General features: G+C 51.2%; 23 protein-coding genes and 1 riboswitch. Of the genes, 15 read left to right on the top strand and 8 right to left on the bottom strand.

Going from position 1 to position 26,156, the window contains the following annotated elements; all coding sequences use genetic code 11:
• Positions 1-2: 2 nt before the first annotated feature.
• Positions 3-584, bottom strand: a complete 582-nt coding sequence (gene rsxB / locus VV869_RS04500; RefSeq protein ID WP_337733778.1) for an electron transport complex subunit RsxB — start codon at positions 582-584, stop codon at positions 3-5.
• Position 585: 1 nt separating this feature from the next.
• Entirely contained in the window at positions 586-1,167 is a 582-nt protein-coding gene (gene rsxA, locus VV869_RS04495; protein WP_337733777.1) for an electron transport complex subunit RsxA, read from the bottom strand.
• Positions 1,168-2,121: 954 nt separating this feature from the next.
• On the opposite strand from rsxA, the gene uvrB reads away from it, so the two are divergent.
• The 3 genes from uvrB (at position 2,122) to VV869_RS04480 (ending at position 6,357) form a co-directional block, all read left to right on the top strand.
• Positions 2,122-4,143: an excinuclease ABC subunit UvrB gene (gene uvrB / locus VV869_RS04490; protein WP_337733776.1), complete on the top strand. Its 2,022-nt coding sequence runs from the start codon at positions 2,122-2,124 to the stop codon at positions 4,141-4,143.
• A 363-nt stretch (positions 4,144-4,506) separates the two neighbouring features.
• A complete protein-coding gene (luxO, locus tag VV869_RS04485; protein ID WP_337733775.1) occupies positions 4,507-5,997 on the top strand; it encodes a quorum-sensing sigma-54 dependent transcriptional regulator LuxO in 1,491 nt (496 codons plus the stop codon).
• The gene (locus tag VV869_RS04480; RefSeq protein WP_337733774.1) at positions 5,998-6,357 is read left to right on the top strand and encodes an Hpt domain-containing protein; all 360 of its coding nucleotides are present in this window, start codon (positions 5,998-6,000) and stop codon (positions 6,355-6,357) included.
• Here VV869_RS04480 and yvcK read toward each other — a convergent pair.
• The 3 genes from yvcK to VV869_RS04465 all read right to left on the bottom strand — a co-directional run bounded on the left by yvcK (position 6,319) and on the right by VV869_RS04465 (position 8,394).
• Positions 6,319-7,212 (bottom strand): uridine diphosphate-N-acetylglucosamine-binding protein YvcK, encoded by an 894-nt coding sequence (gene yvcK, locus VV869_RS04475; RefSeq protein ID WP_337733773.1) that lies wholly within the window; start codon positions 7,210-7,212, stop codon positions 6,319-6,321. The genes VV869_RS04480 and yvcK overlap by 39 nt on opposite strands.
• 207 nt (positions 7,213-7,419) lie before the next feature.
• On the bottom strand, positions 7,420-7,995 hold the full coding sequence (locus VV869_RS04470) for an LON peptidase substrate-binding domain-containing protein (protein WP_337733772.1): 576 nt from the start codon (positions 7,993-7,995) through the stop codon (positions 7,420-7,422).
• 171 nt (positions 7,996-8,166) lie between these two features.
• The gene (locus VV869_RS04465) at positions 8,167-8,394 is read right to left on the bottom strand and encodes a hypothetical protein (protein WP_337733771.1); all 228 of its coding nucleotides are present in this window, start codon (positions 8,392-8,394) and stop codon (positions 8,167-8,169) included.
• Positions 8,395-8,581: 187 nt separating this feature from the next.
• Positions 8,582-8,726, top strand: a riboswitch (molybdenum cofactor riboswitch).
• Between VV869_RS04465 and moaA the strand changes: the two genes are divergently transcribed.
• The 12 genes from moaA to VV869_RS04405 all read left to right on the top strand — a co-directional run bounded on the left by moaA (position 8,715) and on the right by VV869_RS04405 (position 22,006).
• Positions 8,715-9,704: a GTP 3',8-cyclase MoaA gene (gene moaA / locus VV869_RS04460; protein WP_337733770.1), complete on the top strand. Its 990-nt coding sequence runs from the start codon at positions 8,715-8,717 to the stop codon at positions 9,702-9,704. (Overlaps the previous riboswitch by 12 nt.)
• 95 nt (positions 9,705-9,799) lie before the next feature.
• A complete protein-coding gene (moaC, locus tag VV869_RS04455; protein ID WP_337733769.1) occupies positions 9,800-10,279 on the top strand; it encodes a cyclic pyranopterin monophosphate synthase MoaC in 480 nt (159 codons plus the stop codon).
• Complete coding sequence (gene moaD / locus VV869_RS04450; RefSeq protein WP_337733768.1) at positions 10,276-10,521, top strand: molybdopterin synthase sulfur carrier subunit; 246 nt, start codon at positions 10,276-10,278, stop codon at positions 10,519-10,521. Before moaC ends, moaD begins: the two co-directional genes overlap by 4 nt.
• A gap of 2 nt (positions 10,522-10,523) precedes the next feature.
• On the top strand, positions 10,524-10,973 hold the full coding sequence (gene moaE, locus VV869_RS04445; protein WP_337733891.1) for a molybdopterin synthase catalytic subunit MoaE: 450 nt from the start codon (positions 10,524-10,526) through the stop codon (positions 10,971-10,973).
• Between the two features lie 835 nt (positions 10,974-11,808).
• A complete protein-coding gene (locus VV869_RS04440) occupies positions 11,809-12,867 on the top strand; it encodes a porin (RefSeq protein WP_337733767.1) in 1,059 nt (352 codons plus the stop codon).
• A 613-nt stretch (positions 12,868-13,480) separates the two neighbouring features.
• Complete coding sequence (locus tag VV869_RS04435) at positions 13,481-13,657, top strand: hypothetical protein (RefSeq protein ID WP_337733766.1); 177 nt, start codon at positions 13,481-13,483, stop codon at positions 13,655-13,657.
• 446 nt (positions 13,658-14,103) lie between these two features.
• A complete protein-coding gene (locus VV869_RS04430) occupies positions 14,104-15,738 on the top strand; it encodes an ABC transporter substrate-binding protein (protein WP_337733765.1) in 1,635 nt (544 codons plus the stop codon).
• Positions 15,739-15,848: 110 nt separating this feature from the next.
• Positions 15,849-16,769: an oligopeptide ABC transporter permease OppB gene (oppB, locus tag VV869_RS04425; RefSeq protein ID WP_337733764.1), complete on the top strand. Its 921-nt coding sequence runs from the start codon at positions 15,849-15,851 to the stop codon at positions 16,767-16,769.
• Between the two features lie 15 nt (positions 16,770-16,784).
• Positions 16,785-17,696: an oligopeptide ABC transporter permease OppC gene (gene oppC / locus VV869_RS04420; RefSeq protein WP_337733890.1), complete on the top strand. Its 912-nt coding sequence runs from the start codon at positions 16,785-16,787 to the stop codon at positions 17,694-17,696.
• 68 nt (positions 17,697-17,764) lie between these two features.
• Complete coding sequence (locus tag VV869_RS04415; protein ID WP_337733763.1) at positions 17,765-18,730, top strand: ABC transporter ATP-binding protein; 966 nt, start codon at positions 17,765-17,767, stop codon at positions 18,728-18,730.
• Positions 18,730-19,719, top strand: a complete 990-nt coding sequence (gene oppF, locus VV869_RS04410; RefSeq protein ID WP_337733762.1) for a murein tripeptide/oligopeptide ABC transporter ATP binding protein OppF — start codon at positions 18,730-18,732, stop codon at positions 19,717-19,719. Before VV869_RS04415 ends, oppF begins: the two co-directional genes overlap by 1 nt.
• 175 nt (positions 19,720-19,894) lie before the next feature.
• On the top strand, positions 19,895-22,006 hold the full coding sequence (locus VV869_RS04405) for a methyl-accepting chemotaxis protein (RefSeq protein WP_337733761.1): 2,112 nt from the start codon (positions 19,895-19,897) through the stop codon (positions 22,004-22,006).
• Between the two features lie 101 nt (positions 22,007-22,107).
• Here the strand turns inward: VV869_RS04405 and VV869_RS04400 are convergent, their stop codons facing one another.
• The 3 genes from VV869_RS04400 to norV all read right to left on the bottom strand — a co-directional run bounded on the left by VV869_RS04400 (position 22,108) and on the right by norV (position 26,049).
• The gene (locus VV869_RS04400; protein ID WP_337733760.1) at positions 22,108-23,241 is read right to left on the bottom strand and encodes a ribosomal protein uL16 3-hydroxylase; all 1,134 of its coding nucleotides are present in this window, start codon (positions 23,239-23,241) and stop codon (positions 22,108-22,110) included.
• Between the two features lie 167 nt (positions 23,242-23,408).
• Positions 23,409-24,557, bottom strand: coding sequence for an NADH:flavorubredoxin reductase NorW (norW, locus tag VV869_RS04395; protein WP_337733759.1), 1,149 nt, complete (start codon positions 24,555-24,557; stop codon positions 23,409-23,411).
• A gap of 10 nt (positions 24,558-24,567) precedes the next feature.
• Positions 24,568-26,049: an anaerobic nitric oxide reductase flavorubredoxin gene (gene norV / locus VV869_RS04390; RefSeq protein WP_337733758.1), complete on the bottom strand. Its 1,482-nt coding sequence runs from the start codon at positions 26,047-26,049 to the stop codon at positions 24,568-24,570.
• Positions 26,050-26,156 lie beyond the last annotated feature (107 nt).

Here is a 26,156-nt window from a genome sequence, read left to right as displayed (position 1 = left end):
GGTTACCTTACCTTGTTGACTGTTGCATCCGTTGGAATATTGACCACTGGGATTTGGTCGAGATCCCACTTCCAGCTTTCGGGCGTCGATTCAACCGGCACCATCTCGATACAGTCGGTTGGGCAAGGTGCAACACACAGATCACAGCCGGTACATTCGTCTTTAATGACGGTATGCAGTGCCTTGGTGCCGCCGACAATGGCGTCGACCGGACAGGCCTGAATACACTTGGTACAGCCGATACACATATCTTCGTGAATAAAGGCAACTTTCTTCAGGCCTTTCTCTTCATCGTGAGCAGACTCCTGAACGTCAACGCCCATTAGGTCGGCCAGTTTTTCTATGGTCTGCTGACCGCCCGGCGGACACTTGTTGATGTCGTCGCCATTGGCGATGGCTTCGGCGTAAGGGCGGCAACCCGGGTAGCCGCATTGGCCACACTGGGTTTGCGGCAAAATGGCATCAATCTGCTCGACGATCGGATCGGCTTCGACCTTGAAGCGAATGGAGGCAAAGCCCAGAACTAACCCAAAAATCGCAGCAAGCACTGCGATCGCAATGACAGCAATTAAAATTCCACTCATCTTACAATTTCACCAATCCAGTAAAGCCGAGGAAGGCCAGAGACATCAGGCCAGCGGTGATCATCGCGATGGAGGCGCCTTTAAAAGGGGTTGGGACATCAGCAGCGGCGATTCGCTCGCGCATCGATGCGAAGAGGACCAGAACCAGGGAGAAACCAACGGCCGCACCAAATCCGTAAATTACGGATTCAATGAAATTATGGCGCTCATTTATATTCAATAGCGCAACCCCCAATACCGCACAGTTGGTGGTAATCAGCGGCAGGAAGATCCCCAGCAGGCGGTACAGGGTCGGGCTGGTCTTATGGACGACCATTTCGGTAAATTGCACGACCACTGCGATGACCAGAATAAAGCTGAGGGTACGCAGGTACTGAATACCCAGCGGTTCAAGAATATAGGCTTCAACCAGGTAGGCGCAGACAGAAGCCAGGGTCAGGACAAACGTGGTTGCCAGACCCATGCCGATTGCAGTTTCCAGTTTTTTAGACACACCCATAAACGGGCAGAGGCCTAAAAACTTCACCAGGACGAAGTTGTTGACCAACACTGTCCCTATGAGGAGTAGTAGGTATTCAGTCATACCGTCTTAATTATCAATGCTAGAGATCCGTATATTATCTTCCTTTGTGTACCCTATAACAACTCCTCTGAAGCAGGGTTTTTTAAGTTTGATGTGCTTTTCACCAATCAATGCAAGGACTTTTGCGCTGCGAAAGGGATACATTTTATGATAATGATTCTCATTTGTGTAATTCGGCAGTGAAACGTCATGGAAACAAGATGGGCAGCAAGCTCATTGGCAGGTGATTCGCTGACAATGAGCTTGCTGGTGATGTGTCTGGTGTTGTGCATGTTTCAAGTCAGCAGGAACCACTTAGCAGTGTTCTCGTGTCGTTGCGAATTTTGCGGTGCAAAACAGAATTTCGAAATTGCTGGAAAAAATTTCTTGATTTTATCGAGGCCTGTGATTGCAAGGCTTCTATGAAGTTATCCACGAAAACTGTGGATAACTATGTTGATGTCTGCTTGGAAAACTACAACGCGGGCAGGAATGTTCCGATATGGTGAATAATTGCTCTATATGGGGTTGGGTGACTAAACGGTTGTTATCTGGTGAGATAAGCAGCAATTTCGCAATGGATATGAATCAGTTAGAGTAAATGCTTTAATTTTTGGTATGGACCTGAGTCATTGTGAATTGATTTTCATCAAGGTATGGAAAAGCTGTGGATGATCCCGGATACAAAAAATTGGGAAAAGGGATATTTTGAGTGCTGAAAAACAGCTTTGAAGTATAGCCGAACCGGATGATCGTGTTCGTGGGCGGTGATAATACGCTTATCACAAGATTGGATCAATCCCTGGTCTGGCGTTTTTTGGCTTTTTTTCAGATGCCCTCTGTGGACAGGGAAGATGCCCGAGTGGGTGCGCCGGGGTGAGAGAAGAAATCGGAGCGCTTATTGACATGTGTCGAGAGGGTAGCACAATGAAGGATCACAGAGTGTTCCCTTCTGAATATTGACGGAAATTACGCATGGACAAAGTGTTCGAACTGTCTTCCCGCTTTTCGCCTTCCGGCGATCAGCCGACGGCAATCAATCAGTTGCTGGAAGGACTGGATGCCGGCTTGGCGCATCAGACCCTGCTGGGTGTGACCGGCTCAGGTAAAACCTTTACCGTCGCCAACGTCATTGCGCAGGCGAACCGCCCGACCTTGATATTGGCGCCGAATAAAACGTTGGCGGCGCAGCTTTACGGGGAGATGAAAGAGTTCTTTCCGAACAATGCGGTTGAGTACTTCGTTTCTTACTATGACTATTACCAGCCGGAAGCTTACGTACCAACCACAGACACCTTCATCGAGAAAGATGCCTCGGTGAACGCCCATATCGAGCAAATGCGCCTGTCTGCCACCAAAGCGCTGATGGAGCGTCGGGACGTGATTATCATTGCGTCGGTGTCGGCGATTTACGGCCTGGGGGATCCGGATTCTTACCTGAAAATGATGTTGCACGTCCGCCGTGGTGATCTGCTGGATCAACGCGATATTCTGCGACGGTTGGCGGAACTGCAATATACCCGCAATGATTTGGCGTTTGAGCGCGGCACCTTCCGGGTTCGTGGGGAAGTCATTGATATCTTCCCGGCGGAATCGGAAAAAGATGCGGTTCGGATTGAGCTGTTCGACGAGGAAGTTGATTGTATCAGTATGTTCGACCCGCTCACCGGGGCGATTTTGCAAAAAGATATCCCACGGGCGACCATTTATCCGAAAACGCACTACGTGACTCCGCGTGAGCGGATCCTCGAAGCGGTGGATCACATCAAAGTCGAGCTGGCGAGTCGCCGCAAACAACTGATGGACAATAACAAGCTGGTGGAAGAGCAGCGGATTGCCCAGCGGACGCAGTTTGATATCGAAATGATGAATGAGCTCGGATTTTGCTCCGGGATTGAAAACTACTCCCGTTACCTCAGCGGTCGGGCGGAAGGCGAGCCGCCACCGACCCTGTTTGATTACCTGCCGCCGGACGGGCTGCTGATTATTGACGAGTCCCACGTCACCGTGTCTCAGATCGGGGCCATGTACCGGGGCGATCGCTCGCGGAAAGAAAATTTGGTGGAATACGGATTTCGTTTGCCGTCGGCACTGGATAACCGGCCGCTGAAGTTCGAAGAGTTTGAAGCACTGGCACCGCAAACCTTATACGTCTCAGCGACACCGGGCAATTACGAAGTCGAGAAATCCGGCGGGGAAATTGCCGAGCAGGTGGTGCGACCAACCGGCTTGCTGGATCCGGAAATTGAAGTGCGTCCGGTGGCAACGCAGGTTGATGATTTGCTCTCGGAGATCCGCATTCGTGAAGCCAAGGGAGAGCGGGTGTTGGTGACCACCCTGACCAAACGCATGGCCGAGGATTTGACGGAATACCTCGACGAACACGGGGTGAAAGTGCGATATCTGCACTCGGACATCGATACGGTCGAGCGGGTCGAAATCATCCGGGACTTGCGCTTGGGTGAATTTGATGTGCTGGTGGGGATCAACCTGTTGCGAGAAGGGTTGGATATGCCGGAAGTATCCCTGGTGGCCATTCTCGATGCCGACAAAGAAGGCTTCCTGCGCTCGGAGCGGTCGCTGATCCAGACAATTGGCCGGGCGGCGCGAAACCTGGAAGGGAAGGCAATCCTCTATGCAGACCGGATCACCGGCTCGATGGAGCGGGCGATCAATGAAACCGATCGGCGTCGTGAAAAACAGCGAGCGTATAATGAAGAACGCGGCATTGTGCCGCAGGCACTCAATAAAGCGGTGGCGGACATTCTGGAGCTGGGTCAACCGGGCAAGCGTCGAACCAACAAAGCGGCGCAGTTGCATCAGGTCGCGGAGAAGAAAGGGGTCTATACCACGCTTTCACCGCAACAACTGGAGCTGGAAATTCAGAAGCTCGAGTCTGAAATGTATGATTTGGCGCAGAACCTGGAGTTTGAGAAGGCCGCGGAAGTTCGGGATAAAATCCAGACCATGCGTGAGCAGTTTATCGTCAATAGTTAACTTGCGTGACGCTTGCCCCTGAACTTTAGATAAAAAAAAGCCAACCGCAATTACTTCGGTTGGCATCATTGTTTAAGTGAAAAAATTCCACAAACAACGTCAGTTGGCTAGGTTGACTCTCAGGAAAGAGTCGAAATAGATAATGCAGGCTGCGTGCCAACTTTTTTGTCATGCCTCATTGTACTTTCTTATGGCTTTCACGGAGCATTTTGTGGACAGCAGTTGCGAATTTGGTGTGTTTTTTTTGCAATTTGCAAATCATTATGCAATTCACTGTGGCAAAATAGAAAAACTGGCATTTGTAATAACACGTTTTTTCCCTATTGATTACAATTGCTTTAGGGAATAGGGGTTGGAGGGGCAATGGAGAGCAAGTCTACACAGCGACACGTCTTAATGGTCGAAGATACCGCGTCAGTTGCGGCCTTGTACAAATCTTACCTGAATCCTCTTGGTTTGTCGGTCAACATTGTCGGGACCGGGGCGGAAGCCCTCAACGCGATGAAAGCTGAGACGCCGGATTTGATCCTGCTTGATTTGCGTTTGCCGGATATGACCGGGATGGCGGTTCTGGAGTCCGTGCGTCGCGATTACGGTAACATTCCGGTTGTGATCATGACCGCGCATGGCTCGATTGATGTTGCGGTAGAGGCGATGCGGCACGGGGCGCAGGATTTTCTGATCAAGCCTTGTGAAGCGGACCGCTTGCGGATCACCGTGAATAACGCTTTGCGAGCTGGGGAATCCGATGCGACGGATACGGCGCAACCGGGGCAGGGGAGTGCGCAATACCAAGGCTTTATCGGCAACAGCCTGCCGATGCAGGCGGTATACCGGGTGATTGAGTCGGCGGCGTCCAGTAAGGCGACCGTGTTTATTACCGGTGAAAGCGGGACCGGGAAAGAAGTCTGCGCTGAAGCGGTTCATGCGGCGAGCCCGAGGAGCAGTCAGCCTTTTGTGGCGCTCAACTGTGCGGCCATCCCGAAAGAGTTAATCGAAAGCGAATTGTTCGGACATGTGAAAGGTGCGTTCACCGGCGCGTCGACGGAGCGTAAGGGCGCTGTTGAGCTGGCGAATCTCGGGACGCTCTTTTTGGATGAGCTTTGTGAGATGGATTTGGATTTGCAAAGCAAATTGCTTCGCTTTATACAAACCGGTACGTATCAGAAAGTCGGCTCGTCTAAAACCAGCAAGGTTGATGTCCGGTTTGTCTGTGCAACCAACCGTAATCCCTGGGTGGAAGTTCAGGAAGGGCGGTTCCGGGAAGATTTGTATTACCGGCTACATGTGATTCCGGTCACCTTGCCGCCGTTGCGTGAGCGTGGCGAGGATGTGATCGAAATTGCCCATGCGCTGCTGGCTTTAATGTCAGTTGAAGAGCATAAGCAGTTCTCCCGCTTCTCCGCAGAAGTGATTGATTTGTTTCAGCGTTACGCCTGGCCGGGGAATGTCCGCGAGTTGCAGAACGTGATCCGCAATATCGTGGTACTCAATTCCGGTGAAGAAGTGACCTTACAGATGGTGCCACCGCCGATCTACTCGGGAACTGGCGCTGAATTTGCATATTTAACACAACAACCTACCGAGTTGCACCCGGCCTCTGGTTGGAATACGCAACCTGAAGGCTATGCTGGCGCCGAGACCCGAGCAGAAACTGCATTTCAGCGGCTCCCGGATCGCGCGGAAGTAGAACCGTTGTGGGTTGTTGAAAAACGCGCGATTCAAGCGGCAATTGATGCGTGTGATGGAAACATTCCGCGAGCTGCGGGCTTACTGGAAGTAAGTCCATCAACGATTTATCGAAAACTGCAGACCTGGCAGGATGGGGCTGGTAGTAACAGGGAGACGAAATAAATGACAACAAGTATTAACGCATCAACCATCAAGCGCTTAGCTGAAGAAGTTGGTCAGGATACCGTTTCACTGTTGCTTAAAGTGTTCAGTGATGAGTTAGAACAGTATCTGAGGCAGCTTTCCGATCAGCCTTCTGTGAGTCAGGTCAGGGAGATCAGCCACGCGATCAAAAGTAGCGCGGCGAGTTTTGGTGCCGATGATCTGGCGGAAATGGCTCAGGAATGTGAATCCCGGATGAAGCAAGGACAGGCGGACTGGATGCATGACCACCTGCCTGAATTCAGGCTGATGGTGCAGGGCATGGCGCTGGAATATAAGCAGTTAGCCAGCAATGATGAGCTTATCAATCGCCTCTTTTAGCTTTTCCCGGTCATGGCGCCATTCGTGATTACTTGAAGCCAGCGCTTCGATAATCTGCTGATAACGTGGTGCCAATTCCGTTCGATGGTGATCCGTCAGGACACCATCGACGGCTCTTCCCCCCATGGCGCGTTCGCACCAATGCAGCATCGTTTCCAGATTCATCGCACCGGCGGGTCCTTTCTCTTTATCCAAGTTGGTGATAAAGATAATTTTTGCGCGGCAGTGTTTCAGCGCCTGTTTGATTTCCTTCAACAGTAACGGGGGCATCACACTGGTCAGGAAACTACCGGGCCCCAGCAGGACGAGGTCAGCCTGTTCAATGGCCTGAACCGCTTCCTTGGTGGCCGGCACGGCCGGTTCGACATAGAGCCGCAATGGCACTTCATTGAGTTCATCCACGCTGGTTTCACCGGAAATGATGTCGCCGTTTCTCAGCATGGCGGTCAGATCGGCCGGATGTTCAGACATCGGTACAATCTGGGTGTCGACTTTGAGCATATCGCGGATCAGGGTGATGGCATCCAGCGGTCGGATCGATAAGTTATCCAGTGCGGTCAGCATCAGGTTGCCCAGGTTATGGCCGTTCAGTTCGCCATTACCGCGAAAACGGTATTCAAAAATCATCGAGCCGACAGAAGGCTCGGTAATTAACTGGTTAATGCAGTTTCGGGTATCGCCCCAGGCAATACCGCCCTGACAGGCGCGAATGCGGCCGGTTGACCCGCCGTTATCGGTCGTGGTGACGATGCCGGTCACCTGGGAGCCATAGCTGGAAAGGGCTGAGAGCACACGGCCCAGGCCATGTCCGCCGCCAATGGCCACTATTTTCGTATTGGTCGTCGTATGTGTCATCGCCATAAAGGCCGTTGTAAAGATTCCGGATCGGCAAGTGTAGCGATTTTGGGGGCGGCTAGCCAAGCCCCTGGTTAGAGGATGCAACAAGTATCACGAAATGCGAGGACGCCCACACTTTACCGCGGTATAGGGCAAAAAAACCTTCTGCAATTACAGAAGGCGAAGGTTATCACAACGACAGTGTCTGGTTGGCGCAGTCCGGTTTTAGTGGGGCTTATGCATGATACTCATCAGGTAGTCATAGGTGTCCATGCAGCTTGGTGTATTGAGTAGCATCTGTTTTTCGCTGGCAGGCACCGGCAGAATCTCCAGCCAGCGCTGACAAAGCCAGCTGAGATTATTAAATTGTTTTTTCTGATTTAACTGATTAAGTTCAGGATGTTTTTTGAACATCTGCTTAAGCTTGTCAGCTAAAATACGTTGCTCATTGCGGATTTTGACTTCCGGCCACTGCGGAATGAGTTCACACTCACCGCTGATGGCGCCGGACTCGCTTTGCTCCAACGCGTGGATACGAAAGTTTTCGTGGCCGGACACGGTCACAATCAATGAGCCGTCAATGGCTGAGGTATCGAAGTCTTCGACGGTCACCCGAGTGCCGATATGGAAAAATTCGTGGCCATGCTCATTTTCGTCAAACATACAGATGCCAAAGCCTTCAGGGGACAATAGTGCCGCTTTAAATGCTTCCATTTGCGGACCTGGTGCAATGCGGATTGGCATTCTTCCACCGGGCAGGACATGGCGTTTTTGAAAAAGTAGTGGTAATGACTGTTTCATAATCGGCTCCGGCTGTCGTTCTTGATGTCTGGTATGCTAGACGTTGCAATAGTGATGCCGGAATTTCATCTGATGGTCAGATCGCCTGATTTAAGCCGGATTCCTTCATTTTATAGATGCGTTTGTTTTCATATTGCAAACTTCAGCCGTTGAGCTGTTGCAAATTGCGAATCATTTTTGATTCGCAATAATTTTGAGCGCACTGTCGCTGGGGAGTAACTCCAGGTGGCTTTGTTCGTTGAAGTACCAGCCTTTGATGATGCCTTTGGCCATCATGTCATGAAATCCGGCGATAACTTCTTCCGCGGCTTCACGAGCATGTCGGGCATCAAGCCCTTCTTCGCGCTGCAAGTAGAGCGCAATATCGTTTACAGTGGCAGATTCGATGATATTGGACATAATTCCCCCACAAACAGTAAGAAAATTTGCATAACTTCTCTTTAGTAGTATTGTCGCGATTTCTGGCGATCGGTAGAATGCCCTACATCTTTTTTAGAGAATTGTCATTAGGCCAAACTCTCTGATAAGTTATAAAGACTATGCCGCTTTGTTGTTGGTGATCGGGTGAATTATCGCACTCACAACAAAGTAGCCATAACTCCGAGCTCTATTCACTAAGTTGCCTCGTGAAAGACGCAATAGGTGGCGTGAGCCGTGACAGTATGTCACCAGGGTCGATAAAGAAATGCATCGGCCTCCCGTATTTGGAAAGGTGTTTCGTGGCGAATCAATTTGAAGACCAATACCATCGCAAGTTTTACTACTTGCGGCTTTCAGTGACGGACGTTTGTAATTTCAAATGTACCTACTGCCTCCCTGACGGCTATCGGCCGGCAGAGAGAAAAAAACCTTCTTTTCTAACCCTGGATGAAATTCGCCGGGTGACTGGCGCGTTCGCGGCTTGCGGAACCACCAAAGTCCGGATCACCGGGGGAGAGCCGTCATTGCGACGGGACTTCACCGACATCATCCGGACGGTTGCCGAGCAGCCCGGGATCCGCAAAGTGGCAACCACCACCAATGGTTACCGCATGGCGAAGCATGTCCGGGAGTGGCGTCAGGCCGGCTTAACGCATTTGAATGTGAGTGTTGACAGCTTGGATCCGAAGATGTTCTTCCAGATCACTGGCGAGAACCTGTTCCACCAGGTGATGGATGGCATTGATGCGGCCTTTGCTGCCGGCTTTGAACAGGTCAAGATCAATACGGTTTTGCTCAAAGACCTCAATTCGCAACAGCTGCCGCAGTTCCTGAACTGGATTAAAGATCGGCCGATTCAACTCCGGTTTATCGAGCTGATGCAAACCGGTGAAATGGACAGTCTGTTTCAGCGCCACCATGTCTCCGGCGTGAGTTTCCGAAACCATCTGATTGCCAATGGTTGGCTGCTCAAGCCCCGGGCCAACAATGATGGTCCCGCCCAGGTTTTCTTCCACCCAGACTATCAGGGGGAAGTGGGCCTGATTATGCCGTATGAGAAAGATTTTTGTCAGAGCTGTAACCGGCTGCGGATCTCAGCTCTTGGCAAACTGCACCTGTGCCTGTTTGGCGATCATGGGGTCGATCTGCGTGATTTGCTGAGCCATGACCACCAGGAGGCAGCGCTGATCGATCGGATTCAACGTGGATTGCAGGAAAAAGCGGTCAGTCATTTTCTGGATGACGGCAATACCGGCATGACACCTCACCTTGCATCTATTGGTGGTTAACACCCCCGGGCCTTACTTCATCTCGAGAAAGGCGGCTGGCTCGCTGTGGGTTGAAATGGCTGGGCTTGGTTGCATGACCATCTGAAGGAAAAACAATGACACAATTGACACACATTAATGCATCCGGCGAAGCCAACATGGTGGATGTATCCGGGAAGGCAGACACGGTACGTGAAGCGCGGGCTGAAGCATTTGTCCACATGGCGCCAGAGACGCTGGCATTGATTGTCTCGGGCCAACATCACAAAGGGGATGTCTTCGCAACCGCGCGGATTGCCGGGATCCAGGCCGCAAAGAAAACCTGGGATTTGATCCCGCTGTGCCATCCGTTGCTATTGTCGAAAGTTGAAGTTCAATTAGAAGCTATTCCGGCTGAGAATACCGTCCGGATTGAGTCATGCTGTAAACTGGCCGGCAAAACCGGGGTGGAGATGGAAGCGCTGACGGCTGCCTCTGTGGCGGCATTAACCATTTATGACATGTGTAAAGCGGTTCAGAAAGATATGGTGATTGGCCAGGTCCGTTTGCTGGAAAAAACGGGCGGCAAATCCGGACATTTTAAGGTGGAAGCATGATTAAGGTACTTTTCTTTGCTCAGGTCAAAGAGCTGGTGGGCGTTGATCAACTTGATGTTACCGCTGAATTCACGACAGCTGAGGCATTGCGGGCGCACCTGGCAGCCCGTGGTGATAAATGGCAACTGGCACTGGAGCCGGGAAAATTGCTGGTTGCAGTGAATCAGACCATTTGTGCTCTCGACAGTGCGCTCAACGATGGTGATGAAGTTGCCTTCTTCCCGCCGGTGACCGGAGGCTGATGATGATTTCAGTACAGGTTGAAGATTTCTCTGTTGCCGAAGAATACGCCAGGCTGGCTGAGGGCAACGATGCCGGTGCGGTCGTTACGTTTGTCGGTAAAGTGCGTGATTTCAATCAGGGGGATCACGTCACCGGACTGTCGCTGGAACATTATCCCGGCATGACCGAAAAAGCACTGGCGGAAATTGTTGAACAAGCCCAATCGCGTTGGCCGTTGTTGCAAACCCGGGTGATCCACCGGGTCGGCGATTTGGCGCTGGGTGATCAAATTGTCTTTGTCGGTGTGACCAGTGCCCATCGCGGCGCTGCATTTCAGGCGTGTGAATTTATCATGGATTACCTGAAGACCCGGGCACCGTTCTGGAAAAAAGAGCAAACCCCGGCTGAATCTCGCTGGGTTGATGCCCGAGAAACGGACACCACGGCCGCTGAGCGTTGGCAGTCCTCGTGACCTAAGCTGACCGACTTGTTGCCAGAATCGGGTAACAAGTCGGTGGTTGCCCTGCTTTTATCCTCTCGTCACTGCATGTACTCACGGGAAATCAACCGTGAACACCATCATTATCTCATTGCAGTTCCGCTGTTTTCTTCATCACATCAATGTTTTTTGATGTACCGAGGGATGGATTCACCCCCCGATTATTTACTGTCAGAAATCTGTCGTTTAGGGGATCCCTCTGAAATGGCGATAGAGCAAGCCTCTCGCTGATGACCGCTGGTCTCAATGCTTCTTAGCTTATAGATGAATGGACTGAATTATGAGGTATATTATGAATTATATTATTGCATTTACTCTGGGCTCATTGTTTTATTTTGAATGCTTGGTTTAAGTTCGAATTTTACACTGAATCCCTGCGTCATTTGTCTATTTGAAAATACATCTATTCCTTTGTCGTACGACTAGGTTGATTTAATTTCCCGCTCGGTATTCCTTATTTATTTCGTATCATGATTGACCCATTTTTTAGGTTTATTGATAACCTTGAAGGGGTGGTTTTTTGTCTTTTTTATATTTTTTTGTGATTTTTAGTTATCTTGTATTCCATTTGGTTATCGATGGTGGTTTCTGGTTTATGCGTTCTTGATGAATAAATTGTCATAAATTGCACGTAATTTATAAATCTTTGGGTATTTTATTCATTGTTTGCGGGTCTGCATGTGGTTCATGATGCTGTTGAATGCTGATTTTGTGGTTTTATATCGTATTGCGGCGGGTTTATGTTGCTGATATGTTTCATCTCGACTTGGGATGAGTCGAAATTACAGAAATTTACAGGTAAGTAAAAATGAAAAAAACACTATTAGCAGTAGCAATTCCCGCAATTATTTTCAGCAATGCCGCCAGTGCCGTTGAACTTCTGAAAGACGAAGGTGCGATGGTTGATTTTTACGGTCAACTGCGTACACAAGTTGAAAAATACGAAGACAAAGACGTGACTCTAAACGCTGGCTCTTCTCGTGCTGGTGTTCAAGCTCAATATGCGCTTTCTGATACAGTGGACGTATTTGGTAAGGTTGAGTTTGGCATCGCCTTCAAGGAATCGAAGGACGAGTACAATATGAAAAACCGTCTGCACTTTGCCGGTGTAGATACAGATTTCGGTAAGATTTCGTTTGGTCGCCAGTGGATTGTTTCGGATGAAACCTACGGCGCTGACTACTCTTACTTCTTCGGTGGTTCAGCGATGCCTTACGCAACGCTTTCTGGTGCACGCCATGACTCACTGATCAAATACGTTTTTGAAGGTGAAAACTTTCTGCTGGCTGCGAACTACGGCTTGGCTGAAGATGACACCAACCAGGAACTGTCTGAGCTTTATGTGACAACAAGTGTTGCTGGCTTCAATTTCCACGTTGGTGGTGGTGTGAACCGCGATAAATCTTATAAAGTCGGTACGGACAAAGTCACTAATCCAGCCAAAGAGGCTGATGTAAACGCAGATCTGGAAAACACTTACTACGAAGGTACAGTTGAATATACTTTCGGTCCGGCACTGATCGGCTTCACTTACTACAATGCTGAGCTTGAATCACAAACTTCAGCTCTGTCAATTGATAGTGATGGCTACAGCCTGGGTGGTACCTTCAGCTGGGCAGAGAATGCGACGGCTTACGCAGGTTATGAATACCTGGAGCAAACTGGTGGTGGTCTGAGCGACGACAGCCAGAATATCTACATCGGCACCGATTACCACTTCAACAAGTGGTCTCGTATCTATGTTGAGTACGGTTATAAAGACGGCACAACGCTGGCTTACTCTAATACTGCAGCGAACACCACGATTTCTGGTAGCAAAGCAGATGGTGAAAGCCAGTACGCTATTGGCGCCCGCGTTTACTGGTAATTCCACTCAACATTCATTGTCTTATTTATTTTGCCCGGCTGACCCGCCGGGCTTTTTTGTGGCTGGCGTTCAGCGTCGTTTCGGCAAGGGTTCAGATTGCAGGCAATAAAATAGCCCCTGAGATGGGGCTAGGCTGGTGGTAGAAAGCTTGTGGCTTTAATGACACCGGTGATCACCGTTTGGGTTTATGTGCCGGTGGCACATAACCGTGGCGAACACGGGAAGGGCTTGGACGCGAGTTGCAACCACTGGGTCTCATTATGAACTCTCAAATAGAACGGAACGGAAACGTTGAAGTCTGACTTCATCCTGCGAACCTGAATCCATCCTCCAACACGTTCATACTAGCGCCATTGTGCATCGGTAGATACTTGAAAAATGATAAAAAATGGGTTTGTGAAAAGTTAATCTATCAGCCTTTTTTTTATTCGCTTTCGTTATTAATTCCGTGCTTCAAGCAAGGATTATGCTTCTGTGCCATAGTTATCATTCATCCTGTAAATTCTGTAAATTCTGTGAATTCAACTTTACAGGTCGCGCGACAAGGGCTGTTGATTCGGGGCTGATATCCCGACGAGTGAGTCCTTGGACAATGTTGACAGGGGAGGAGAGCATGAAGCATAGACGCGTATCGAACCGCCGTGTTAAGCAAATGTTAGAAGAGCTCCATACAGATGAGATGCATATCGTCTCGATTGATAGTGACGGAGAGCATCATTTGCTCGATAACAATCAACCCTCGGATCGGCAACAACGGCCGAATTTCGACTTAGGCAGTAAAGATAAGTAATGCCGAATTTGACCGAAGCGCCTGACTAAAGGCGCTTTTTTATGTCCTTAGGTCATGTTTTTACAACTGTGTTATTGACTGTGCTGAGAAATGTTAATTTCACAGGTGTTTTATGCTGATTATTTATTCATATCTGTGATTATTTATTCGTATTTTACGTTTTTTTGGCGACTTTGGCGGATTTCCCTCTATTGAGACGGTTTCATGACAGAAAGCGCTAGCATGTATTTGAAGGGTGGTGGATATAACTATGTAATGGATTGCTGTCGAGGATAATATCGCTTTTTGTTATCAATTTGTGGCAAATTGCTTCAATGCCTGATAAGGTTTTGACCAATTCTTCGGTTCGCTCTGTGTTGTTTAGGATTAACGGGACAGACACTGCTGACTACTCAGCCAACTGAAGAACGTCATGGACGTATTGATTAATGTATTGGAGCTAATGCATGAATAAGAACAAGATTACTCAAGCGCTTATGCTAAGCGCGGGTATGGCTGTTGCTGCCACCTCTTTTTCCACTCTGGCAGCCGATGTACCAGCTGGTGTCAAGCTGGCCGCAAAGCAAGAAATGGTTCGCGGTAACGGTACTGAAGTTGAATCTCTTGATCCGCAAAAAGTCTCTGGTGTTCCAGAATCCAACGTCATTCGTGACTTGCTGGAAGGCCTGGTAAATCAGGACGGCAACGGTAACCTGGTTGGTGGTGTCGCAAAATCCTGGGAAACCAAAGACAACAAAACCTGGATCTTCCATCTTCGCCCGGAAGCGAAATGGTCAAACGGCGATCCAGTCGTAGCAGCTGACTTTGTTTATGCATGGCAGCGTCTGGCCGACCCGAAAACCGGTTCTCCTTATGCGTCATACCTGGAAATGACCACGATGAAAAACGCCGTGGATATCATTTCGGGCAAGAAGAGCACGGACTCTTTAGGTGTTGAAGCGGTTGATGCGCACACGCTGAAAGTTTCTCTGGAGAAGCCGGTACCGTACTTTGTGGCGATGACTGTGCACACTTCCATGAAGCCAGTAAACCAAAAAGTAGTAGAGAAGTTTGGTGACAAGTGGACCAGCCCGGAAAACTACGTTGGTAACGGCGCATTTGTTCTGGACAAGTGGGTGGTGAACGAGCGTATCGTACTGACTCGTAACACCAAGTACTGGGACAATGACAAAACCGTGCTGAACCAGGTCACTTATCTGCCGATCGAGAACCAGGTTGCAGAAATGAACCGCTTCCTGGCCGGTGAGGTTGATGTGACTTATGAAATGCCGAACGAGCACTTCAAGCGTCTGGTGAAAGAGTATCCGGAAGACGTGAAGGTCACACCATACCTGTGTTCTTACTACTACGAGTTCAATACCACCAAAGCCCCATTTGATAACGAGAAAGTTCGTAAGGCCCTGTCTTACGCAATCGATCGTGATGTCATTGCCAAGTTCATCGTGGGTAAAGGGGAAACGCCAGCATATAACTTCACGCCGCTGGCAACAAACGGCCTGGAAGTGGAGACGCCTGAGTACGCTAAGCTGACCCAGAAAGAGCGTGTTGCGAAAGCAAAAGCGTTGCTGGAAGAAGCGGGTTACGGCCCGAACAACCCGTTGAAATTTGACCTGCTGTATAATACCAGTGAAAACCACAAGAAAGTGGCGGTTGCTATCGCCTCGATGTGGAAAAAACAACTGGGTGTCACCGCAGTGTTGGAAAACCAAGAGTGGAAGAGTTACCTAGACAGCAAACGTCAGGGTAACTTCGAAGTATCCCGTGCCGGCTGGTGTGGTGATTACAACGAAGCATCAACCTTCCTGGCAATCATGCGTGACGGCCACTCTCAGAACTACCCACGTTATACGAGCGCGTCTTACGACAGCCAGTTGGATAAAGCGCTCACGGCTGCTTCTGATGCCGATCGTGCCCAGGCTTACAAACAAGCCGAAGCACTCTTGGCGAAGGACATGCCAATCCTGCCAATTTATCACTACGTGAATGCGCGTCTGGTGAATCCTAACCTGGGTGGCTATCCGGAACACAACCCTGAAGATAACATCTTCAGTAAAGACCTCTACATCATTGCTGACAAATAAACAGCAAGATATCTAATATGCGCTGCTCCAGGAATGGGGCAGTGCTGTTTATTCGTATTTGTTACGAACAAACGTTAACTGTCACAGACTGAACGACACGGTGGAATTTTATGATTAAATTCATCGCAAAACGGATTTTTGAAGCAATACCAACCCTGTTGGTACTGATTACAATCTCGTTTTTCTTGATGCGTTTCGCGCCAGGCAACCCTTTCTCCAGCGACCGCCCGTTGCCGCCGGAGGTTATGGCAAATATCGAGGCGAAATACGGCCTGGATAAGCCGGTATTTGAGCAATACACGACCTACCTTGGAAATATTCTCCACGGCGATTTTGGCCCGTCATTCAAATACAAAGACTTTACGGTGAATGAGCTGGTGGCTGAAGCGTTGCCGGTATCGGCCAAGATTGGTTTCTTTGCATTTATCTTTGCATTAATCATGGGGGTCACCGTCGGGACGATTGCCGCCTTGAAGCAAAATAGTTGGCTTGATTACACCATCATGTCAACCGCTATGGCCGGGGTGGTGATGCCCTCCTTTATTCTGGCGCCGGTCCTGATTTATATCTTCTCGATTAACCTCGGCTGGCTGCCGGCGGGCGGCTGGAATGACGGCTCGCTGCAATACATGATGCTGCCGATGATCGGGATGTCGCTGCTGTACGTGGCAACGTTTGCGCGGATCACCCGTGGCAGCATGATTGAAACGCTCAACAGTAACTTTATCCGCACTGCCCGTGCCAAGGGGCTGAGCTATACCTACATTATTCTCAAGCATGCGCTGAAACCGGCTCTGTTGCCTGTCGTGTCCTATATGGGGCCGGCTTTCGTCGGGATCATTACCGGCTCGGTGGTTATCGAGACGATCTTCGGCTTGCCTGGTATTGGCAAATTGTTCGTGAACGCTGCCTTTAACCGTGATTATTCACTGGTCCTTGGTATCACGATTCTTATCGGTACGCTGACAATTATCTTCAACGCGGTTGTCGATATTGCCCTGGCGTACATTGATCCGAAAATTCGTTACTAGGGGGCCAACACCATGATGCTTACAAAGAAAGAAAATGTAGAGGCCGTTGAGAACTTTTCTGAACAGCTGGAAATTGAAGGCCGTAGCCTGTGGCAAGATGCCCGTATTCGTTTTATGCGCAACAAAGCGGCGATGGTGAGCCTGGCGATCCTGTTTTTGATCACCCTGGCTGTGATTTTCGGCCCGATGTTCAGCCAGTATGCTTTTGATGATACCGACTGGTATGCGATGCATGCGGGGCCAAGCTTTGGTCCTGAAGGCCACTTTTTCGGGACCGACAGCCTGGGCCGTGATCTGTATACCCGGACCCTGATTGGTGGCCGGATCTCCCTGATGGTGGGGATCCTGGGCGCGCTGGTTGCCGTGGTGATCGGGACGCTATACGGCGCGACTTCCGGCTTTATTGGCGGCCGGACCGACCGTGTGATGATGCGGGTGCTGGAAATTCTGTACTCCATCCCGTTCATGTTCTTCGTGATCGTGCTGGTGACCTTCTTCGGCCGGAATATCATGCTGATCTTCGTTGCGATTGGCGCGATTTCCTGGCTGGATATGGCCCGGATTGTTCGGGGACAAACCCTGTCGCTGCGCAGCAAAGAGTTTATTGAAGCTGCGTACGTGTCCGGGGTTAGCCGCTGGCGGATCATTACCCGCCATATTGTACCAAACGTTTTAGGTATTGTTGCCGTGTACTCAACCCTACTGGTACCGTCAATGATTCTGACTGAGTCCTTCCTTAGCTTCCTGGGCCTTGGGGTGCAGGAGCCGATGACCAGCTGGGGTGCACTTCTGCAAGAAGGCTCTCAAACGATGGAAGTGGCCATCTGGCAGTTGATGTTCCCTGCAGCATTTATGGTCGTGACTTTGTTCTGCTTTAACTATGTGGGTGACGGTTTGCGTGACGCACTGGATCCAAAAGACAGATAAGAATCAGTTTTGCCCTGGCTGGGCTGTCGTCCGGCTCAGCCAGCGACAAGCGTTATAAGGAAGTATTTATGAGCTTATTAGATGTCAAAGATCTACGCGTAGAATTTAAAACACAAGACGGGATCGTCACCGCGGTTAATGATCTGAACTTCTCTCTGGAGCAGGGAGAAACCCTGGGTATTGTTGGTGAATCCGGTTCTGGGAAAAGCCAGACTGTCTTCTCAATCATGGGCTTGCTGGCCAAAAACGGCGTGATTAGCGGCAGCGCTAAATTTGAGGGTCGTGAAATTCTGAACCTGCCGGAGCGGGAGCTGAATAAGATCCGCGCCGAGCAGATCGCGATGATTTTCCAGGATCCGATGACCTCCCTGAACCCGTACATGAAAGTCAGCGATCAGCTGATGGAAGTGCTGATGCTGCACAAGGGCATGGGTAAGTCAGAAGCCTTCGAAGAAAGTGTCCGGATGCTGGAAGCGGTCAAAATCCCGGAAGCACGCAAGCGCATCACCATGTACCCGCATGAATTTTCCGGCGGGATGCGCCAGCGGGTGATGATCGCGATGGCGTTGTTGTGCCGTCCGAAACTGCTGATTGCCGATGAGCCGACCACGGCGCTGGACGTGACCGTTCAGGCGCAGATCATGGAGCTGCTTAACGAACTGAAAAATGATTTCAACACCGCGATCATTATGATCACCCACGATCTGGGGGTTGTTGCCGGGAGTTGCGACAAGGTTCTGGTGATGTACGCCGGTCGTACCATGGAGTACGGCAAGATCAATGAGATTTTCTATCATCCGTCACACCCGTATACCGAAGGCTTGCTGAAAGCGATTCCTCGCCTGGATACCGAAGGTGAAATTCTGCCGACGATCCCGGGGAACCCGCCCAACCTACTGCGATTGCCGCCAGGCTGTCCTTACCAGGAGCGTTGCCACCGGGCAACCCCCCAGTGTAAGCAGGAAGCGCCGGCGTTGCTGGACTATGCCGAAGGTCGTTTACGTGCGTGTTTTTCTGATGTGGGGACGTGGTAATGGAAGCACAAAAAAACCTGTTGTTAGAGATCCAGGATCTGAAAGTTCATTTTGACATTGCCGCCAAATCGGCCTGGCCGTGGACCAAGCCGACCAAACTGAAAGCGGTGGATGGTGTCGGGATCCGTTTGTATGAAGGCGAGACCCTGGGCGTGGTTGGTGAGTCCGGTTGCGGTAAGTCTACCTTTGCCCGTGCGGTGATTGGTCTGGTTGAAGCCACAGACGGCAATGTCGTTTGGCTGGGTCAGGACCTGACCAAGCTAGATCGGAACGCACTGCGTGAAAAGCGTAAAGAGATCCAGATGATTTTCCAAGATCCGCTGGCATCGCTGAACCCGCGGATGACGGTTGGCGAGATCATTGCTGAGCCGCTGAAAGCTTTCTATCCGAACATGAGTGTTGATGATATCAAACAGCAGGTCAAGGCGATGATGGCGAAAGTCGGCCTGCTGCCGAACGTGATTAACCGCTATCCGCATGAATTCTCCGGTGGCCAGTGTCAGCGGATCGGGATTGCCCGCGCCCTGATCCTCAAGCCGAAGCTGATTATCTGTGACGAGCCGGTTTCGGCGCTGGATGTTTCGATCCAGGCGCAGGTGGTGAATCTGCTGAAATCATTGCAAAAAGAAATGGGACTGAGCCTGATTTTCATCGCCCACGACTTGTCTGTAGTCAAGCACATTTCAGATCGCGTTCTGGTGATGTATCTGGGGAACGCGGTGGAAATGGGCGAAGGTGAAGCATTATTTGCCGAGCCGAAACACCCGTATACCAAGGCGTTAATGTCAGCAGTGCCCATTCCGGACCCAGATCTTGAACGCAACAAAGTGATCGAGTTGCTGGAAGGGGAACTACCGTCGCCAATGAACCCGCCTTCCGGGTGTGTGTTCCGGACCCGTTGCCCGCAGGCGACCGCAACTTGCGCGGAGAAGAAACCGCAACTGGAAGGCGGTGACATCCACGCGGTTGCTTGTTTAAACGTACATTAATTCAAGCCTGTGACAGGCTTTAAGCGCGGTGTAAAAGCCGCGCTTTTTTTCTATTGAGGGCTTTGCCAACAAATTAAACCCAGGAGTCAAAATACCAACGTCGCGGCGTCTCATACGTTGTTCGACAGCATGTTTCAGTCACACATCGTATTCAGAAAAAACAAGGATTGTTGATATGCGGTCATTATCGGTGCAATGGAAAATTACCCTGATGGCAGGGGTCGGCCTATTGATGACAGTACTGGTGTTAACCAGTCTTTCTTTTTACTTTTCGGCGCAAAGCCAGCAGTTGGTCAGCGAGCAGTCATTTGCCTCGTTGCGGGGGAAGTCGCAGAGCGTCGTTCAGGCGCAGGCTGAGCGTCAGGCAATCCGCGTGCAGCAGTATCTGGATGAAGCCTCTTATCGCGCGGAAATGCTGGCGCAGAGTGTGCTGTTTCTCAAATACAATGCCGAAGAGAATTTTACCGGCAGCGAGGCGCTGCGCGGCTCGATCAATGAGCTGCTCCGTCGTGCCGCCAATGAGTTTCCTAATATTTACGGCACCTTTGCCGTGTTTGAACCCGATGCGCTCGATGGCGAAGATAACAATTACCACAGCGCTTCCTATGTCGGTGCCAATGAGCGAGGACGGTTTGCTTCGTTCTGGGCAAAACCGGGCAGCGAGGATGCGGCCCAGTTCGTTTTTTCTGAAGAGGCTCTGATTGCGCAGAATGCGCCCTGGTATCGCTGTAGCTTAGACCGCCGGAGTCCGTGCGTTCTGGAGCCGAAGTTTGCCACCCATGGGGGAGAAAGGCAGTTGGTCAGCACCATTACCATTCCGCTTATTGTCGATGAAGCGGCGGTGGGGGTCATGGGGATCGATATCCGGCTCGACACGCTGCATTCGGTGATCAGTCAGGTTGACCAGAGCATGTTTGGCGGTAGTGGAAAGGTGTCTCTGCTCAGTGAACAGGGCACGATTGTCGCGTGGGATCAGGCCAGCAATCGGCGGGGTAGTGAACTGAATCGCGGTGATGGCTTACCCGAAGCGATCTTAAACTGGCTGGCGCAGGGGCAGACTGTCGTCGGCTGGAGTCGTGACCAACAATGGTTGCAAGCCTTCACCCCGGTATCTTTAGCACAATCCTCGTGGGGCGTGGTGATCCAGTTACCGGCGGAGCAGGTGCTGGCTGAAGCGATTACCCTGGATTCGGCGATCGCCCGGCAGCGTGCGGAATCGACCTGGGTTCAGGTCGCAGCCAGCGGCATGATTGCGGTTGTAGGTTTGTTGGTGGTGCTGTTTTCAGCGGTCCGGCTGGTGGCCCCAATCAAGCAGGTGGCTGAGCGACTGAAAGATATCGCCTCCGGCGAAGGAGATTTAACGCAGCGCCTGGAGGTTGTGCAGCAGGATGAAGTTGGTGAGCTGGCGCAGTGGTTCAACCGTTTTCTGGACAAGCTGCAACACACCATGAGTCAGGTCGTTAAAGCCGTCGATGAGGTGGGTGGCACCGCTAACGAAGCGGCCCAGGTTGCCAGCAGTAGCCGGGACAGCAGCCAAGCACAATTTAAAGAAGTGGATATGGTAGCAACGGCGGCTGAAGAAATGGCCCAGACCGCAGAGCAAGTGGTTCACCATACCGAAACGGCGGTGGTGGCTGCCAGCCAGGCAGGGATATCTGCCGAAGAGGGCCAACAGGTGGTGCAGCGCTCCGCTGAAGCGATGACCGCACTGGTATCCCGGATGGCGGATGCTGTGCCTGCAGCCCGGGCGCTGGCCAGTAACAGCGAAGACATTAATCAGATCCTGCAAGTCATTGCAGCGATTTCAGAGCAAACGAATTTGCTGGCATTGAACGCGGCCATTGAAGCGGCGCGTGCCGGTGAGCAGGGACGGGGGTTTGCGGTGGTGGCTGATGAAGTACGTCAATTGGCCAGTCGAACTCAGGACTCAGTCGGCCAGATCCGCTCTGTGATTGATGTGTTGCAGCGGGGGACTCAGGACGTAGTCGGGGCCATCGAAGAAGGGAGTGCTCTGGCGACAGAAACCGCGCAGCAGGTCAGTCAGGCCGTCGAAAGCCTGAATCAGATCACGGATGCCGTGAAGTCGATTCAGGCGATGAACGAGCAGATTATGCATGCAGCGCAGGAGCAGCAGGCGGTGTCAGGCGAAGTGAATTGCAATGTGGTGAATATTCGTAATTTGAGTGAAGGGATCCTGAATCAGGCCGAAAGCTCGGCAGATATCGGCCAGCGACTGACCCGCTTGTCGACTCACCAGCAGGCTCTGACCGGACAGTTCAAGGTATAGCTGAGTGTCTCCGAGGGGCGGGCTCCGGGCAAAACGAGAACGGCCGCTGCGTTGTGAAGTCAACGCAGCGGCCGTCGCGTATGTTTTGAGGGTGTCCGCGGTTATTCAGCCGGGTACCAGTACCCTAGATTAATCAGCTGGGTGAGGAGCGCCATAAAGGCCGGATGGTCGAGCTGTTTGCCCAGGCTGTCGCGGCTGATGGTGTCCTGATCGCACAGATAGGTGGCCGCATTGCTGCACTCCGGCGGCAGCTCAAACCGTTCGCCATTGATGTAGAGAATATGCGGATGCTCCGGGTAATAGAAAGCCCGCAGGCCGCCCAAGCGGTTGATCGTTTCCCCATCTTCGAGAAACTGGTAAGTCTCGCTGATCTGCCATGGTGGCTCGGCCGTGATGACATCCAGCTCGTGGCGGCTGGCACTCAGGTGCTCCCCCATCCACTGTCGCAAGAGCTGCGGGTGATCCAGCAGGCTGCGCATCATGTTTTCCAAATCACGAAATTCAGCATCCGGGATCGCGCCATAGTTTTTCCGGGCCGGTAAATCCGGGTTGTGGTAATGCACATCCCCGATTTCATTGGCAATCACATAATCAGCAAAACTGCTCAGCAGCTCCTGTTTTTTTGGCGAACGGAAGCCGACCGAAAAGCTCATCGCCGTCTCGATGGCGTAGCCGTCATGCGGAAAGCCCGGCGGAATATAAAGGATATCGCCCGGCTCGAGGATCTCATCAATGATCGGATCAAAGTTCTTGATATGACGCAGGGCAGGGTGACGGAATTCCTCCTCGTAGTCCTCTTTCTTCGGACCGACCCGCCAGCGACGTTTGCCCGAGCCCTGGACGATAAAGACATCGTACTGATCAATATGCGGGCCGACGCCGCCACCCGGGGTGGAATAGCTGATCATCAAATCATCAAACAACCAGCCGGGCATCTGGCGAAACGGAGCGACCAGACGTGCGGCACCTTCATGCCAGTGGTTGGCGGCCTGCACGGTGAAAGACCAGTTGTCCTCCGGCATGTTGTCAAAACTGAGCGGCCCATGACGGACATCCCAATCCTCCCCGTGTCTGGCGATATAGCGGGAATCGACTTCTTCCTCCATTGCCAAACCAGCCAGCTCATCCGGGCTGATTGGGTCAATGAAGTTCTGGAAACCACCTTTAATGATGGTCGGTTGTTTTTGCCAGTATTGCGCCAGAAAGGCATCAAAGGCGAAGCTGAGTTGGTACATAAGATCACTATTGCTAGGCGTTTGCCGCGAGTATAGCGCATTTCAGCGATGAGAGTGATGGGGAAGTCGTTGTGAGCAAGAGGAAAAAAAAAAGAGAGGCTGAGGTGGCCTCTCAAATGAAGTCCTTGTCGTGTAGATATCGTCTTCGGAGTCGTGCCTGGAAGAAACTATTCGGCCGGTAGCTGACGCAGCAGCGGAAACGCAGATTTTTGCTGTTCGTGACTGACGACAAATCCAATCAGTGTTTCTGTTTCTCTGTCAAAGGCTTTGGCGATATAGCCTTCATCATCATACCGGGTGACTTCCCATCGTGCTTGCACGCCTGCTGTTTGCCCGGACAGGCTAAGCGGGAACCACGGCGTTTTAGCTTTGATGAGACTGGCTGGCAGCTTGACCGGCGTTGGTGTCCCCAACAGTGTTTTGGCCAATGCTATCGCCGATAGCATTGTCGGTTGCAGGAACGCTCTGACTTTGCCGTCAAACTCGGCGCAGTCTCCCAAGGCATAGACATCCTGGCCGGAAGTGCGAAGCTGATCGTCAATGAGAATACCCTGATTGACAGCCAGGCCAGCATTACTTGCAAGCAGGATGTTTGGCTTCAGGCCCATGGCTGCGATCACGGCATCCGCTTCGACATAGCTTTGATCGTCAAACTGAACAATAAGTTGCTGGTGGTGGCGATTCACAGCCTGAACTGTTGATGAGAGTTTGACCCGAACCTGATTTTCCACCATAACCTGATATAACTCAGCCCCAAGGAAAGAAGGCAGTAGGGTAGGCATCAGGCTCTCCGCCCGATCACAAAGCGTGACTTGTTTACCGGCGAGGGTGAGATCCATGGCAATCTCCGTGCCAATCAGCCCGGCTCCCATCACCACAACGGACTTCGCAGCTGCCAGCCGATCCTGCCGGTTGGCATATTCAGCTAAACTGTTGAGCGTCGCTATCTCGTCTGTCGCGTTGCCTTCGAAGGCCGGTACCAGCGAAGATGCTCCGGTTGCCAGGACCAGTTCGGAGTAATTGATTTGATGATCTGGCAGCCTGACAACTTTGGCCTCAGTATCGATGGATTGAACCTCGGTGTAGTTCATCAGCGCGATCTGTTGTGAGGCGGCAAATTCATCAGCCGTTTGTTTAATTAAATCACCAGCAGTCTGTCTGCGAGAAAAAACATGGCTCAGTTCTGGTTTGGAATAGTCATCTCCGCTGTCAGCCGTAATCACGGTTATCGGGGCAGCGCCATCAAGTTTGCGGAGTGATTTCACCAGTTGGTAAGCGGCAAAACCGCTGCCAATAATCACAATATGTTTGTCCATTGTCTGCCTCCTAGGCCAGCGGTTCAAAAACTTCTTTACCGATCCCGCAGTCCGGGCAAAGGAAAGTGCCAGGCACCGCCTCCCATGAGGTTCCTGGCGCGACATCCTGATTGGGTTCGCCTTGCTCCGGGTCGTAAACCCATTGGCAGACTGTACAGATCTGCTTCTGCGTCGGGCTGGCCGAGGAGCTGGACGGCTTCGCTGGTGAAGTCTGTTGGATAGACGGGGTTGTTTGCAGGGATTGCACCGAATTGTCGCAAGGCTCTTCGACAGGCGCCTTCTGAGCATCAATCGGCTGCAGTGCCCATTCGCGTGCGATCTTGCGGCCATGCGTTCGGCACGCTTCAAGGGCTTTGCCGTCCGGACGCCACTTCACTTTGATGCCGACGGTGGTGAAAAAACCGGCATCTGTAAGGCGGGCATGAATACGGTCAACGGCGCCGCCATTCCAGCCAAAGCTACCAAATGCTCCGGCTTTCTTGCCTTTGAAGCGCAGGCCGGTAATTTCTTCCAGCATGCCGGCGACTTTCGGCATCATTACGTTGTTCATGGTTGAGGAGCCGACCAGGATCCCCTTTGAGCAGAAGACGTTGGCCAGAATTTCATTTTTATCATGGCGAGCAACGTTGAAGATTTTCACCGCCACCCGAGGATCGGTTTCTGTAATACCCTGGGCAATCGCATCGGCCATCATGCGGGTATTGTTGGACATAGAGTCATAGAAGATAGTGATTTTGTCTTCCTGATATTCATCAGCCCATTGAAGATATTTTTCAATGATTTGGACCGGATTATCACGCCAGATCACACCATGGGACGTCGCAATCATCTCGACCGGGAGGTTAAAGCCCAGTACCTCGTGGATCTTGGCTGTGACTAAGGGGCTGAAAGGCGTCAGAATATTGGAGTAATAGCGCAGGCATTGCTCCATCAGCTCGTTGTACTCAACTTCATCATTGAACAGGCGCTCGTCACAGTAGTGCTGGCCGAAGGCATCATTACTGAACAAAACGGCATCTTCCGTCAGGTAGGTCATCATGCTATCCGGCCAGTGCAGCATTGGTGTCTCGATGAATACGAGTGACTTGCCGTTACCAATGTCTATGCTGTCCCCGGTTTTCACGGTATTGAAATTCCACTCGGGGTGGTGGTGATGGCCAGTGATGGAGTCGATGGCATTTTCGGTACAGTAAATGGGGGTGTCCGGGATCTTGGACATCAGCAGCGATAGCGCGCCGGCGTGGTCCTCTTCAGCATGGTTAATGACGATCAGATCGATATCCTTCAGATCGATCTCTTGCTCGAGCTTCTGGACGAAATCGTAACTGAACTTATGATCGACGGTGTCAATCAGCACGTTTTTACCTTCACGGATGAGGTAACTGTTGTAGCTGGTCCCTTTCAGAGTTTTGTACTCCGTACCGTGGAAGTCACGGATCTCCCAGTCGCGTTGGCCAACCCAGTGAATATTGCTTTTAACGTGAATAGACATACAACCTACCTAAGATAACGCTTAACATGTATTTTGAATGCATGTTAAGCGCGAAGGAGATGGTATTCAAGTCAAAAGTTGTATTAAGAATACATGTTAAGTGTAGT

Source organism: Photobacterium sp. MCCC 1A19761 (assembly GCF_037389125.1).
Taxonomy (GTDB): domain Bacteria; phylum Pseudomonadota; class Gammaproteobacteria; order Enterobacterales; family Vibrionaceae; genus Photobacterium.
This window is presented reverse-complemented; position numbering and strand designations above follow the sequence as displayed.